General features: G+C 48.7%; 9 protein-coding genes and 3 pseudogenes. 11 read left to right on the top strand and 1 reads right to left on the bottom strand.

Features of this window, described 5'->3' with window-relative positions:
• Nucleotides 1–993, bottom strand: a 993-nt coding sequence (locus D9736_RS22660; RefSeq protein ID WP_130259227.1) for an RNA-guided endonuclease TnpB family protein, incomplete at its 3' end; no start/stop codon positions are given.
• 22 nt (nt 994–1,015) lie between these two features.
• On the opposite strand from D9736_RS22660, the pseudogene tnpA reads away from it, so the two are divergent.
• The 11 genes and pseudogenes from tnpA (at nt 1,016) to D9736_RS22605 (ending at nt 13,715) form a co-directional block, all read left to right on the top strand.
• A pseudogene (gene tnpA / locus D9736_RS22655) lies at nt 1,016–1,431 on the top strand (IS200/IS605 family transposase).
• Between the two features lie 1,545 nt (nt 1,432–2,976).
• Nucleotides 2,977–3,243: pseudogene (locus D9736_RS22645) on the top strand (type VI secretion system contractile sheath small subunit); the annotation flags it as partial.
• A gap of 53 nt (nt 3,244–3,296) precedes the next feature.
• A complete protein-coding gene (tssK, locus tag D9736_RS22640) occupies nt 3,297–4,646 on the top strand; it encodes a type VI secretion system baseplate subunit TssK (RefSeq protein ID WP_130259225.1) in 1,350 nt (449 codons plus the stop codon).
• Nucleotides 4,643–5,332, top strand: a complete 690-nt coding sequence (gene tssL, locus D9736_RS22635; RefSeq protein WP_130259224.1) for a type VI secretion system protein TssL, short form — start codon at nt 4,643–4,645, stop codon at nt 5,330–5,332. The genes tssK and tssL overlap by 4 nt, the downstream gene beginning before the upstream one ends.
• Complete coding sequence (locus tag D9736_RS22630; protein WP_130259223.1) at nt 5,332–6,996, top strand: OmpA family protein; 1,665 nt, start codon at nt 5,332–5,334, stop codon at nt 6,994–6,996. Before tssL ends, D9736_RS22630 begins: the two co-directional genes overlap by 1 nt.
• A 98-nt stretch (nt 6,997–7,094) precedes the next feature.
• A pseudogene (locus D9736_RS22625) lies at nt 7,095–7,229 on the top strand (type VI secretion system tube protein Hcp); the annotation flags it as partial.
• 160 nt (nt 7,230–7,389) lie between these two features.
• Nucleotides 7,390–7,551 carry a hypothetical protein gene (locus D9736_RS23435; protein WP_165383179.1) on the top strand — a complete coding sequence of 54 codons (162 nt, stop codon included), beginning with the start codon at nt 7,390–7,392 and terminating at the stop codon, nt 7,549–7,551.
• Nucleotides 7,548–9,905 (top strand): type VI secretion system Vgr family protein, encoded by a 2,358-nt coding sequence (vgrG, locus tag D9736_RS22620; protein ID WP_130259221.1) that lies wholly within the window; start codon nt 7,548–7,550, stop codon nt 9,903–9,905. Before D9736_RS23435 ends, vgrG begins: the two co-directional genes overlap by 4 nt.
• A 9-nt stretch (nt 9,906–9,914) precedes the next feature.
• A complete protein-coding gene (locus D9736_RS22615) occupies nt 9,915–10,454 on the top strand; it encodes a DUF3828 domain-containing protein (RefSeq protein ID WP_130259220.1) in 540 nt (179 codons plus the stop codon).
• A 13-nt stretch (nt 10,455–10,467) separates the two neighbouring features.
• The gene (locus D9736_RS23480; protein ID WP_130259219.1) at nt 10,468–13,113 is read left to right on the top strand and encodes a glucosaminidase domain-containing protein; all 2,646 of its coding nucleotides are present in this window, start codon (nt 10,468–10,470) and stop codon (nt 13,111–13,113) included.
• A complete protein-coding gene (locus D9736_RS22605) occupies nt 13,110–13,715 on the top strand; it encodes a hypothetical protein (RefSeq protein WP_130259218.1) in 606 nt (201 codons plus the stop codon). Before D9736_RS23480 ends, D9736_RS22605 begins: the two co-directional genes overlap by 4 nt.
• Nucleotides 13,716–13,986: the final 271 nt, after the last annotated feature.

The raw sequence follows: 13,986 nt of genomic DNA, 5'->3' as shown, positions 1-13,986 counted from the left end.
GCTTGTGTACGCTGGCGGAACCGCAAGCACCTGACCGCCACGCCAGAGCTCTTTGTACTCAAGCTGGCGGCGCATTTCATACCAGCCCTGATCCAGTATCGAACGGTTTAAACCTGATTTTGCCCGGACATTGCGCCCCGGCTGGCTGACCGTACCCGCGGCTGACTTTGACATGTTGCTGACCTTCAAATCCTCAATGACTATCATTGCGTGGTTTTTGCTGACGGTCGTTGTGACTTTGTGAAGGTAGTCCCTGCGGATATTTGCGATACGGGAATGCAGTCGCTGTATTTTGCGTTTCTGCTTCTGCCAGTTATTGCTGAATTTGACCTTGCGGCTTAACTGTCGCTGAAGTCTCGCCAGCTTCTTCTGGTTTTTCTGAAAACTGTTTACAGGCTCAAAGACTGTGCCATCTGACAGCGTGGCGAGTTTAGCCACGCCAGCATCCAGCCCGACCATTGATGCTGAAGGGTGAACCGGAGTTGATACTTCACTTTCTGTCTGAATACTGATGTACCACTTACCGCAGGACTGGCTGACAGTGACATTTTTCACAACGCTCGTGACCTGACGGCTATTCCGGTAGCGCATCCAGCCAAGTTTCGGCAGAAAAATACGGCTGTTTTCCTGATCGAGCTTAACGCCCTGCGGGTAGCGGAATGCATCATTCTGTCCCCGCTTTTTGAATCGGGGAAAAGCAGCCCGATTCTGGAAGAAGTTTTTGTAAGCCCGCTCAAGGTCTTTCAGTGACTGTTGCAATGGCTGTGAGGGTGAATCTTTAAGCCATTGCGTTTCAGTGGCATTTTTCCACTCAACCAACCAGGAAGCCATTTTCGCGTAAGGGATATATTTATTACCGGCCTCATGATTCTCATTCTGACGTGCCAGAGCATGATTGAAAACGAAACGACATGCGCCTGCGAAGCACCTCATTTCACGCTCCTGTTGACCACCGGGTCTTAACTGGAATTTAAATGCTTGTAGTCGTTTCATAGGGAAAATCATACGTTGGTCTATGAAAAAAGAAACCGATATCCGACGCGGAAGGACTGTGTTTTCCTGATGCAGGTTCACCTGGTCTTTGTCACCAAATACCGACGTCAGATTTTTGACTATGACGCGACAGAAAAACTACGCACTTACTTTTCAAATGTATGTGCTGATTTTGAAGCTGAACTGGTTGAAATGGATGGCGAACCAGATCACGTCCATTTGTTAATTAACTATCCACCCAAACTGGCGATATCCAGTCTGGTAAACAGCCTCAAAGGCGTATCGAGTAGATTACTGCGACGAGATCGACCAGATATTGCAGTCAGGTATTACCACAAAGGCGTTTTGTGGAGTCCCAGTTATTTTGCCAGTAGCTGCGGAGGTGCGCCAATATCCGTCATCCGCCAATACATTGAACAACAGCAAACACCTGGTTAGGTGAAAAACCGCGCCTTATATCCCCGCCCTGAATGACGGGGATATAAGGCGCACTGGATAATAAAAAAGCCCGGATATCTTCCAGGCTATAGCAAAATCATTAATAAAATACTGCGGTAAGAATTACTCTACGACCATAACTATTTTGCCTACCTGACCATTGGCCTCCATATAGTGCCGAGCCTCTGCAATCTCGTCGAGCGTGAACGGTTGCAACTGTCCTCACACCTTGGAAACCAGAATGCCATGGTTAAAAAAGCACTGGGCCAGCTTAAAGAGAGCGGTTTTCTGGAATACTCCATAGACAAAGAAAACGTCGATTACGTGCTGAATATTCTGAAGAGAAACATGAAGCCATAATCGATGCCTGATAACGTAGTTGCCTGTGTTACCCGGTATAGTGGATATCCTTCTCCTCTCGCTTTGATTTACCTGGTATAGTGTATCTCCACTACACCGGGTGGCATCAGCCCCATTACCCCGATGCAGTCCATTTTCTTCTGCCTTTTCTGGGTGTCTTGTGTGTATTTTAGCCAAGAATGTGATCCTCACCCGGTATAGTGGATCACGTTATTGCCACCATACCTGATAGCATGACGGCACGGTTAGGAAACTTTACCTGGTACAGTGTATCGTGAATGATGATCGGCTCTGATAACGTGATGATACTGAAGTGAAAGCTGTACCCTGTGTAGTGGATCCAGTGAAAGTGCGCACCCGGTATAGTGTGCTTCATGGCTGAATCGGAGTTTGCCGCAGGTAGCCCTGCATCCATCATCATAACAGACACTGTCCGCAGGACTCGCGAGCCGTATGTGGGGTCGGTTTGGGAAATGGAAAATTTTGTACGTTAAGCGCATTATTTAACCACTCCTGATTTGTAAGGGCCTGATTTAAAGTCAGTGGTCATCGCATTTAGGTTATCCGATTGAGTCAAGACCCCCTAAGAAATGCCGTATAGTTTTTTTCACCGGAAACCTGGATTTTTCCGCGCCCAGTAACCACGGGCGCGGTTTCGTAAACGACCGGTTGAGAAACAACGATTTTGATGCTGAAACCTGCCACATAACCCGTAACTTATTCAACGTCATACAAATCAGATAGTTTTTAAAACGAAATACCCTCCATTACTTACAATGTTTTTCCTATAAGTCCGCTTTCGAATTTTTTATCACAACGACATGTAACAAAAAATGTAACTGTTACAGCGAGTTATCAGTGCAAAGGCACACATCCGCACCAGGCAGTCATCACACTCATTGCATTGATCTTAACCAATAAAAAGTCACATATGAAACATTCAACCGCCAAGGCACCTACTTATAGTTAATCCCTCTGTAAATGACGACATAAGGAGTGAACAAAAAAACCTTTACCCCAATACTTAGAGATGCGCTCTGTTACAGAGTAGATGAAAATTCTTAATAAAATTACAATTATAGATTTTCGATCTGCAAAGTTGATATTTTTTAGCAAAACGTTCTATCATCGCTTTGTAAAGATACCTCGTGGTAACTATCACCACTGCCCAACAAAGGGAATGATATGGCAGATTCCAGCTTCCAGAATGAAGTGCCAAAAGCACGCGTCAACATCCAGCCTGACCTGCACACGGGTTCTGCCCAAAAGAAAGTAGAGTTGCCCTTAAAACTTCTCGCGGTGGGAAATTTCAGCAACGGCAAAGAAACTCTCCCGCTTTCTGAACGCAGCAAGTTAACTATTTCAAAACACAACTTTAATAGCGTTCTATCCGAGCTTAACCCAGAGATCAGTATTGATGTTGCTAACCCCCTGAGAGGGTATGGACGTCAATCTGTCGCGGGTATCTCAGATGCCGAAAGCAAAAGCATAAGGCAGGCGCAGAGATGAAAATTTATCGTCCATTGTGGAACGAGGGGGCTTTACTGTCCCCTCAGCAGTTCCAGCAGCAGGCAGAATGGGAGTCTTTTCGCAGCGCCGGTGCAACCGCACTGGCATCTGCATTCCCCTGGGGTGTGGAAAAGATTGAGTTTAACGACAGTCTTCTTTCATCGGGTCTGATCCAGATTACGCAGTTACGTCTCTGGCTGGAAGATGGAACGCTGATTGATGCGCAAAGAAGCGATCTGCCTCCGGCGCCGCGTGAGTTAGATGCCAGTCAGCTGGCAGGTCTTGATGCAGTAACTGTCGTTATCGCACTGCCTCATATGCAGCCGGGTGTTGCCAACGTTGAGCAGGAAGGCATCTTCCCGGATCGACCGCTTCGCTATCGCGAAGAATGGGTGACGTTGCCGGATGCATTTGGGCCTGAAGAAGAATCAATGGCAGTTGCCCGGTTCAATTTCTCCATCCGGTTTGCCCATGAAAGTAATGATTCCTGGAAAGTCTGCCCTGTAGCAAGGCTAATCCGGGACGGACATAATGCGTGGCTACTGGACCCGTCTTTCATCCCTCCCGTTGCGTCATTTTCGGCAAGCCCGGTTCTTCGCGAACGTCTGGCGCTGTTAAATCGCCAGTTACGTTCCCGACGCCAGCGTCTGATGACAATGCGTCGTGAGAGCAACGAGAGACTTGCCGATTTTGCCGTCGCCGATGTTTCCCTTTTCTGGTTGCTGAATGCGCTAAATTCCCACGCCGGGGTGCTGACGGAATACGAACATTTTCCTTCCCGTCCGCCTGAACAGGTGTGGGCTGAGCTTGCACGCCTGGCAGGAAGCATGCTGACCTTTTCCCTGGACCATGATCTCGACGCCATACCGGGATATGACCACGAGGATCCCGCCAATACGTTTCCTCCGCTGTTTGACCTGATCTCGGGGTTGCTTGAGGCAAGTCTGCCATCCAGGGTCATTGCTCTGGAAATGTCCCGTCCGGATGGCCAAACCTGGAAAGCAAACCTTCACGATATTCGTCTGCGCGAAGAGGCAGACCTCTACCTCTCTGTTCGCTCAGACATACCGGCCTGGCAGGTTGCCGATAAATTCCCGGCACTTTGTCAGGCGGGTTCACCTGATGACGTCAATGAGATCTATGGTGTTGCACTCAAGGGGATCCCTCTGATCCCTGTCAGCAGGGTCCCGGCGGCTTTGCCTGTACGCATGGAAAACCAGTACTTCGCGCTTGATATGGAAAGCCCCGCTGCGCATGAAATGCAGGAGCAGGGCGTGTGTATGTTCTACGTGCCTGAAATGCTTGGCGCACTGGAACTTGAACTGTTTGCGGTATTGCGCTCATGAAACAGGATATCGATATCGACCAGCTGATGGCAGAGACCTGGCTCACCGTCACCATGCTGAAGAAAGGCGCCGTCACGCTCAATGGTAGTGCGCTTTACAACAAGTGCGTTAAACAGGTTGAAAGTGTGCGGGAAGCGCTGGTGCGTGCCGGTTATGACGAGGACAGTGTCGGGCATATTTCCTACGCACAATGTGCCTTGCTGGACGAGGCGGTGATGAGCCGTAAGCCTGAAAAGTGTGAGGAAGGAGAAGAGCCGAAAGTTGATGAGGGCCAGGTGGCATGGCGTAAAGTCCCGCTTCAGGCACGATTTTTCGGATCACTTCGAGCAGGTGAGGCTCTGTGGGATAGCATTGCAGAGGTCCTGCGTCAGCCCTCACCGAACCCGGCCGTTTTGACGTGTTATCACCGGGTAATTGCACTGGGTTTTCAGGGGGTGTACGGATTGAAGGCGGTCAGTCAGTCGCAGCGGGATGAAGTCGTCAAAGCCCTGTCTGAGCGATGCTCTCCGCCTGATGCAGGCCTGTCACTGATTGTTCACCGGATGGGGAAACATCGCTGGAGTCTGATGCGTTCAGTCTGGTTCTGGATAGCGCTTGCCATCATCCTTACCGGTGTTATCTGGTGGGGCGGTCATCTGTGGCTCCAGGCACTCTTGTCAGCACAAATACCGGAGCTACGTAACTAATGCGTAGATCAGTCATTATTCCGGTTGCCCTGCACACCTTTGCAGCTGTTGCCACATTGCTGTGGTTGCTCTGGTATTTCATCCCAACAGGGAACGTGTTTAAAGGCCTGACCACGGTGCTGATCCTCCTGCTGGCAGACTGGACTGTTTTTAATAACTGCAGCCGGGAGCAGTCGGTATCCGACACCTCCGTTTCAGCTGCTGACCTGCCACTACTCGACACCCAGGGCCCCGTTGTACTGGTATGCGGTGACGGGCTGGGTGCGCTGTTTCAGGGGAGTCCTCTGCGTAAAACAGCTCAGGGTTGGTGGCTCCGGGCCGATGACGTCAGCCGGTTAACGGATGTTGTCCGCAGCATACAGACGCAGTTCCCACGCCAGGTCGGTCAGCTTTCGGTTATGTACCGTTGCCTGCCAGACCATCATCAGGATGAAGCTGTTCTGCGCTCCACATTAAAGACGCTCCGCCAGCAGAGTAAACAAATCAAAACTCTGACGGGTTTTACTCTACCGGTTGTGGTGAGTGCCGAATTCTCCGGACCTGAGACTCCGTGGATAATCGTTCGTGGTGACAAACCGATTGTATGTCCGGTAAATGATTCGCCGCAGGCTTTCATCGACTGGTTGCAGGCTAATGACAATATTACGGCGCTACCCGTGATCAGTCAGGCATTTTCATTTATCCGTAAAACCCTGACTGATGAGCTTGAGAAACCTGATCGGTTAACCCCGCCCGAACGAGCGTTTTCCGTGGCACTGCGCCTCGGTACCGTCCTTCCCGAAACCCAGTCAGTCTGGGCCGACTGGCTATATTCCCGCACCTGTTTGCAGTTTTCCCGAAAGCCTGGGCAAACAGATCCGGAAAGTTTATTCCCGGATGCGGTTCTGCCGCTGCTGGCACCTTTTGCATCAACGGTGCAGGGGGGGCACCGTACCCGTCGCCTGGTCCTGCTGATGTGGGTGTGTGCTCTGACCGCATTGGGTATTTCTGCGCTCAATAACCGTGACCTGATCTGTCAGGTGAGCACCGATTTGCAGCGCTGGAATGCAATCCCGATGAACCACTATCGCCCTAAAGCAGAATCACTGGTCGCCCTGAAGCAGGATACATTCCTGCTTGAACGCTGGCAGCGTCAGGGAGAACCTTTGCGTTACAGCCTGGGCTATTACCCGGGGCTACGCCTGTGGCTGGCCTTGCAACAGGCTATCGATACCTGGACTCCACCACCAACACCTAAACCAAAACCAACACCTAAACCAAAACCAGCATCTAAACCAAAACCAGTACCGAAAATTGTTCGTCTCGACGGCATGTCGCTGTTTGATTCCGGCAAATCGGCACTCAAAGACGGTTCTACCAAAATACTCGTCAATGCACTGGCGGGGATCAAAGCCAGACCAGGCTGGCTCATCGTGGTCAGTGGCCACACAGACAATACCGGCAGCGTTCAGCTCAACCAGACCCTGTCTTTACAACGAGCGGAGGCCGTTCGTGACTGGATGCGTGATACCTGGGACGTACCGGAAAGTTGCATTGACGTGCAGGGTTACGGTGACAGCCGACCGGTTGCATCAAACGACACGCCTGATGGCCGTGCGCATAACCGCCGTGTCGAGATCAGTCTGGTACCCCAGGCTGACGCCTGTCGTCTGCCTGGCGCGTAACACACGTCACAGGATGTACGTGACGTTTCAACTAAAGAAATGGAGAAGTAAACATGGCAATCCCAGTTTATCTGTGGCTGAAAGACGATGGCGGCGCTGACATCAAGGATGCCTCCTTCGAGAAGCATAACCACCTTGAGCAGGTCGAACTACGCTACGAAAAAATCACCTGGGCCTACAAAGACGGCAACATCATTCATTCCGATTCCTGGAACGAACGCACTACAGCATAAGACTCTGGCGGGCAGATCCTTTCTGCCCGCCTTTTTTTGCTACGCACAGCGCCTGTCAGACGGACGCTTTGCAGAGCAGTCTCACAATTTATCGGCATGAACCTTATAGGCATCGGTTGACGGCCAGGGGCGGTAGCGTGCCTGAACAAGAGGGAACGACATGGAACATCATTCAGCACTCCTGCTACGACGACTTACCCCTTATTGCGCCAGAGCACTGGAGGGGGCGGCTTTTTTATGTCAGACCCGTGCGCATACAAAAATCACGCCTGAGCACTGGCTGTTGAAACTGCTGGAGCAGGCAGAAGGAGAGCCGTCATGAGCAGTTCCCTCTCCAACAAGGCTACCAGCCTGGTACATCAGCTTTTAGGGCAATCACGGTACCGGGTTGAAGTGCATGAATGTGACCATTTCCTGGATGTGTTACGTTACAACGCCGTTGAATCACTCAGCCAGCCCTGGCGCTATAACGTGGCGGTCACCTGCTCTTCTGCGAATATTGCCTGTGACTCGTTACTGCTGAAGCCCGCTTCATTCACTTTCCAGACACCCGTGTTTGACGGAACTCCGGCCCTGCAGGTCAGGACGGTATTTGGCGTGGTTGAGTCCTTTCGCCGCGTGTCTACTTCGAATGATGAGACCCATTACGCGCTGACGATCGTTCCCCGTATTGCCCTTCTGGGCTATACGAAAGGGAGCGAGATCTACCTCAATCAGTCAGTCACTGAAGTGGTTGAACAGGTATTGCGTAAACACGGTCTGGAAGGGCCTGATTTTGAGTTCCGGCTCTCCCGCGAATACCCCTCCCGGGAGCTCATCACCCAGTGGCGGGAAACCGACCTTGAGTTTATCCAGCGTCTGCTGGCAGAAGTGGGCATTTACTGGCGCTATGAAATGGACAGCCGTCTTGAACAGGACGTGGTGATTTTCCAGGACAGCCAGCAGCAGTATGAATTTGGTGTCACGCTACCGTTTCGCAACCAGGCCGGGATGAGTGACAGCGGACAGGAGAGCATCTGGGATATTCAGACCGCATATAACGTGGTTAGCGGAAGTGTGGCCACCCGGGACTACAACTACCGTGAAGCGCTACAACCTCAGGACAGTATCGAGAGCATTTTCAGCAAAGAAGGGATCACCACCGGAGAAACGTACCATTATGCTGAACCCTTCCTGACAGCAGGTGACTCTGAAAGCCCGGAGACCGGGGCATACTTTGCCCGTCTGCGTCACGAACGCATTCTGAACGCGCAGTATCGCGTCAGCGGGCATTCCTCCAGTCCTCATCTGGCTCCTGGTCAGGTACTGGAAACTGACGGAACGCTTCCCGATACCGTAAAAGAAGGCATCGTCATCACCACGGTGCGCACCAGTGGTTCACGTAAAAGTAGCTTTACCCTGACCTTTGAAGGCATCCCGTATAGCGAATCCGTTTGCTACCGTCCGGCGCTGCTCAATCGCCCGGTGATATCCGGCTCGCTTCCGGCCCGGGTGGAAAGCACACAGAAAGGCGACACCTGTTCCTGGCTCGACCCGGAAGGGCGCTACCGGGTGAAACTGGACTTTGACCGTAACAGTCTTGAACAGGGTTATGCCTGTGTGTGGCTGCGGCTGGCCAGGCCCTATGCCGGTGATACGTACGGCTTCCACTCACCGCTTATCGACGGAACGGAAGTAGCCATCATTTTTGATAACGGGGATCCGGATCGGCCCTACATCGCCTATGCCCTGCACGACTCAGAACATCCGGACCCTGTCACCAGTGACAACCATACGCGAAACGTGTGGCGTACCCCGGCGAACAATAAGTTGCGGATGGAGGATAAGCGCCAGGAAGAGCATATCAAGCTCGCGACGGAATATGGCAAAACGCAACTGAACCTGGGACACCTGGTCAATGGCCAGCGTGAAAAGCGCGGAGCCGGTTTCGAACTGCGAACGGATGAACATGGTGCTGTACGTGCGGCAAAAGGGCTGTTCCTGACGGCTGATGCCCAGGCCAAAGCCCAGGGACCGGTACTGGAAATGGCACCTGCGATAAGTCAGATTAACCAGGCCAACGGCCAGATGCAGGCGCTGAACAGCGCCGCTGAAGCCGCTGGAGCCCTGGTCTCTGATATCAATACCCAGATTAGTTTTGTGACCGACAAAATCAGGGACCTCCAGTCTGCGGTCCTGCTGGGTAGCGCTCCGCAGGGGGTGGCGTTTACCTCAGGTGAACATCTTCAGCTCAGCAGTACCCGCAATACCATGATCAATGCCGGTCAACATCTTGATATCGGGGCGATGAAAAATCTGTCGGTAACGGTGGAAAAAGCCCTTGGTCTGTTTGTCCATAAAGAAGGGGCGAAGCTGGTTGCCAACCAGGGAGACATCGAGATTCAGGCTCAACACAACACGATGGCCCTGTTTTCTGAAAAGCAGCTGACGGTGACCAGCAGTAAAGACGAAATTATTATCAGCACCCCGGAAACGCTGACGCTGAACGGTGGCGGGTCTTACCTGAGACTGAGTAAGAACGGGATTGAGCATGGTTCATCTGGTGAGTTCATTATGAAAACATCGAACTATCTGGTACCAGGCTCGGGCGCAAATCTTCCCAACGAAACACCCAATTTCAGCCTGACGGATATCACTCAGGAAAGCAAAATCAGCAGTAAGTCATTTAATGATTGAGGGGTGAAAATGAAATCATTAACTCACAACTTATTTTATGTTTTTATTTCTGCATTCCTGATTGCTTGTTCGCATTTAGTGTTTGCTGCTGAATCAATAACACCTGAAGATATTTTACATGACTTTTACTCTGAGTATCTTAAGAATGACGCTGAAGATAATGACATACTGGTCAAAAAATATGTTTCTGATCAGTTATTAAATAGTATTGCCGATTCTGCGATATGTAATTACGACTCTGATGATTCGATATCAGCATCAGAATTAAAAAAAACATGCTCACAGGAACGCGAATGTAAAAATCATAAAGGGAATTACATTTGTAACTGGGGCGGAGTATGGATTGAGTCTGACGTAGATTATTTTACGAAGTCTCAGGATATATATCCCTCCTGGAAGTTGAATATAAAAACCAGCACTATTATGAAAGATGAAAGTAAATCTGTCATTGAAGTTGTTCTGGGGAATGGTCCTGAACCTAAAAATACACTTAAAGTTTACCTTAAAAAAATAAATGCTGACTGGAAAATCATCAGTGTAACGGAATAAAAAGGCTGAATTCATGTGGAATAGTAGTGCATCAGTTAGTTACATAAATAGCCATGCTGAGCCAGGAAGTCTTGGGAAATGCGCTGCATATGTCAGAAGGGCAGTTGAAGCAGGTGGCGTAAAAATAAAGATCCCACCACCAAGGATTGGAAACTCCGCATCAGCTTGTGATTACGGCCCATCTTTAGAGGCTGCAGGTTTTAAATCTGTTTATTCTTATACAGGTTCTGGTCTCACAGATACAGCAATCATACCCGGACAGCAAGCAGGTGATATTGTTGTAATTCAACCTGTTGCTGGACATCCTCATGGTCACATTGCTTTATTCAATGGAACTAACTGGGTTTCGGATTTCATTCAACTCAGAGGGTTTTATCCTGGAAAGAAATATCGAGATATAAAACCCGCATATATTCTTTATCGTTTCACTGACGATTCTGCTTCTGACAGTAATGTTGGCGGGAAAAAACAACCTGTCAAAATTGTCTGGCCGCTCCCTTCCAACAGTCGGGGAAGTGAGTTCAAAAATCAGGAAGAGATCCTCTCTCATGTCGGGGGGGAATCCACCGGGCAGTATATGATTGGCCGCAGTGGCATGTGGCATGGCGGGCTCCATATCACCGAAGCAACGACCCCGTGGTGTGCGCTTAGTGGCAAGTCTCCTCTTGAAGCACTGGATTTCCCGGTTCCCTTTAAAGGTGAGCAGGCAATTCGATGCATGGCTGACGGAGAAGTGATTGCTTACCGCATCTGCAGGGATTATCTGACGATTGCATGGGAATCCGGTCCGCTGAACTTTTCCGGCTCATTTGTTCTGGTGAAACACTATATCCAGCCGGGTGAGGAAGAAACCAGCGGACTGCATTTCTATACACTGTATATGCATCTTGCGCCGTATTCAGCTTATGAGGCTGAAGCAGAAAATCAATGGGTCGTTCAGGATACTCTAAGAGCATATTCTGAAATGGACTTGCTGACGGCGAAACTGACTTCAGATAAAACTTCTCCACAAATTGCAGGGCACATGCCTGGAGGGGCCAGAGTGGAGTGGGACCCGGCAGACAGCAATCTTAACGCTACAGGAAGTAACAAGAGAAAATACGGTCTTGTGACGCTAAAGAGCATACCAGAAGAAACCAGCAGTACTCTCACTCCAGGTCAGCGCTACTGGATTGCTGTGGATAACAACAATGTTAAGTCAGCGCCGGGGGCCGTTCCAGACTGGTGGCGGCATTTGCTTCCTCCCGCAAAGGAAGTCATGGTATTCGATAAAACAGTCAGTCTCAGTTCACCTCTCCCTATCAAGGCCGGTGACCCGATTGGGCACATGGGTTACTATCAGGCACCAAAGGACGGGGGATATGAGGCGAGATATCAGGTGCATATTGAATGTACCAGCATGGATGATAATCTGGAGAAGTTCCTGACCAACCCAGAAAAAGTGGGGGAGAAAAACCCGCTCTGGCTGAAGTATTCTCCTGGCCTTGCTCTGTACACAAAAGACGTAGCGAAAGGCACCTTCTCAAAGGGGGCTACGTCTACAACGCGGACAGGCATCCTTCCATTGAGCAAAGTCACAGCTGAAACGGATAAATCAACAAAACAGGAATACTGGCAACTACGTCCAGAAAATGCCTATGTGCCCAAAGGCCAGGCGGAGCCTCAACTTCTGTCACAGTATGATTTGGCGAAGCTGGGCTTCAGAACTGAAACCGCAGAGCCTGCCAGCTTTGATTACCTGGATGGAAAAAACCAGCCCACTGGATTCTTCCGCAGCCTTATCAACTCGCTCTACGAGGCTGCGACCGGTGATACCCGGACCAGCCATGCACTGGTGAAGCATAATTATCAGCGCCTGCTGGATAAAATTGATAGTGGAAGCGACCGTTACTCTCCGATGGAGTACTGGAGAGCACTTCACAATCCCGACTATCGTGACGTTCTTCAGAAAACAATCGTAAAACATCCCAGCGACTGGTACTTCAAAAAAGACTATGCAATCTGGCAACCATTTCTGAATGCGCTGAAAAAAGATGCTCCGGAATGGAAGAAATACAGTGAGGATTTTCTCGATAAAATGGCATGGATGCAGGATGTGTCCACTGAGAAATTAGGGCCTTCGTTGTGGCATATGCACCCAATAATGTTCCTTGGTGCTCTAAAACCACGAAATGATATAGATTGGAGCAAGCTGACCAAGCAACAGTTTACTGATGCTGTTTATGAGGCCGCTCTTAAAGAACAAGAAAAATCAGGTATTCCTGCGGCAATAACAACTGCTCAGGCCATTGATGAATCAGGGTATGGGCGTAAGGTTCCAGTTGATTTAAACAATCAGACATATAGTTTCAATCTCTTTGGAATAAAGGCTAAAAGTGGACAGGAATTTGTTGAGATATGGACCACTGAACATATCAATGGAAGTAACATTAAAATTAAGGATAAATTTGCAGAATATAACTCTTTTGAAGAAAGTATTGCCGACAGGACTAGATTCTTAACTGAAAACAAGAGATATGCCTCACTATTTGAAAGCGATGATCCGGAAAAATGGGCTCATGGCCTTCAGGATAAAGGCTATGCCACAGACCCTAATTATGCTTCAAAGTTGATTTCTATAATGAAAGGTAGTTATATGAAAAGCAGAGGTTTGAAATGATTAAGATTATGCTATCAATCTTATTATATGGTTTTTGCTGCTATTCCTATGCTAACGGCTTTTGTTCGGATCTGTCCAAAACAGCCGAGAAGGAGCAAGCATATGTAGATCATTCCATGAATATATTTAAGGTTGTATCGAAAACAAGACTTTACTTCAACAGCGCGCCAAGTGAACAATGCAAGATTAATAATTTATTTTTAGTTAATGGTGATGTTGTTTCAGGATACACCACTCTTAATGGATATTTGTTTGCATCATATTTCAAGAAAAATGGCGATTCGGTCGATGGGTGGCTCAAACTATCAGATTTAAAAAATACCGGATATACTAGTGGTCCATCAAGTGATGAACAAACTGTTTTTAATATTATTCCAGATATCATAAAGAAGAACAAACTAACTATAGCGCCTGAAAAATGTATCAACATCAGTGGCGATGATACAGACAATAAATACTATAAGTTCGCTATAACCAAAGAATCGCTTGAAGAATGTAAAGACGTTCAGGTCACTCCATTTAGCATTTTGGTTAAAAAAGGAACTCAAAAAATGTACACAAACCAAGGGGATGGTATTGATAATTTCCACTCAATTGAATGAAGTTAAAAATCAAATCACATAAAATGATGATTGCTATAGAAAGGAGATAATATGCCAACATCAGCCTTAGATATGATGGAATTTATGATAGGACATTTAGGCAAACGGGTAACCTAGATCTCACAAAACTCCACTGCGTAAGAAAATTACTGAACTATTTTTCCGAAAATGAGGCATACATTCCTAGCGACTTAGTAAATGCTTTCGCTGATTCCGGCGTTTTTACATATATTATGCATTTCACTAATGATGGGAAAGATGTTGAAGATTG

It is taken from the genome of Escherichia sp. E10V10 (assembly GCF_004211985.1).
In the GTDB taxonomy this organism is placed as follows: Bacteria; Pseudomonadota; Gammaproteobacteria; order Enterobacterales; family Enterobacteriaceae; genus Escherichia.
The sequence above is the reverse complement of the archived record's forward strand: the minus strand, read 5'-3'. Positions and strand labels throughout refer to the sequence as shown.

Excerpts from the sequence above, each read along its gene's own strand:
- tssK (WP_130259225.1), top strand. The coding sequence starts at position 3,297 with ATGAAAATTTATCGTCCATTGTGGAACGAGGGGGCTTTACTGTCCCCT.
- tssL (WP_130259224.1), top strand. The coding sequence starts at position 4,643 with ATGAAACAGGATATCGATATCGACCAGCTGATGGCAGAGACCTGGCTC.
- D9736_RS22630 (WP_130259223.1), top strand. The coding sequence starts at position 5,332 with ATGCGTAGATCAGTCATTATTCCGGTTGCCCTGCACACCTTTGCAGCT.
- D9736_RS23435 (WP_165383179.1), top strand. The coding sequence starts at position 7,390 with ATGGAACATCATTCAGCACTCCTGCTACGACGACTTACCCCTTATTGC.
- vgrG (WP_130259221.1), top strand. The coding sequence starts at position 7,548 with ATGAGCAGTTCCCTCTCCAACAAGGCTACCAGCCTGGTACATCAGCTT.
- D9736_RS22615 (WP_130259220.1), top strand. The coding sequence starts at position 9,915 with ATGAAATCATTAACTCACAACTTATTTTATGTTTTTATTTCTGCATTC.
- D9736_RS23480 (WP_130259219.1), top strand. The coding sequence starts at position 10,468 with ATGTGGAATAGTAGTGCATCAGTTAGTTACATAAATAGCCATGCTGAG.
- D9736_RS22605 (WP_130259218.1), top strand. The coding sequence starts at position 13,110 with ATGATTAAGATTATGCTATCAATCTTATTATATGGTTTTTGCTGCTAT.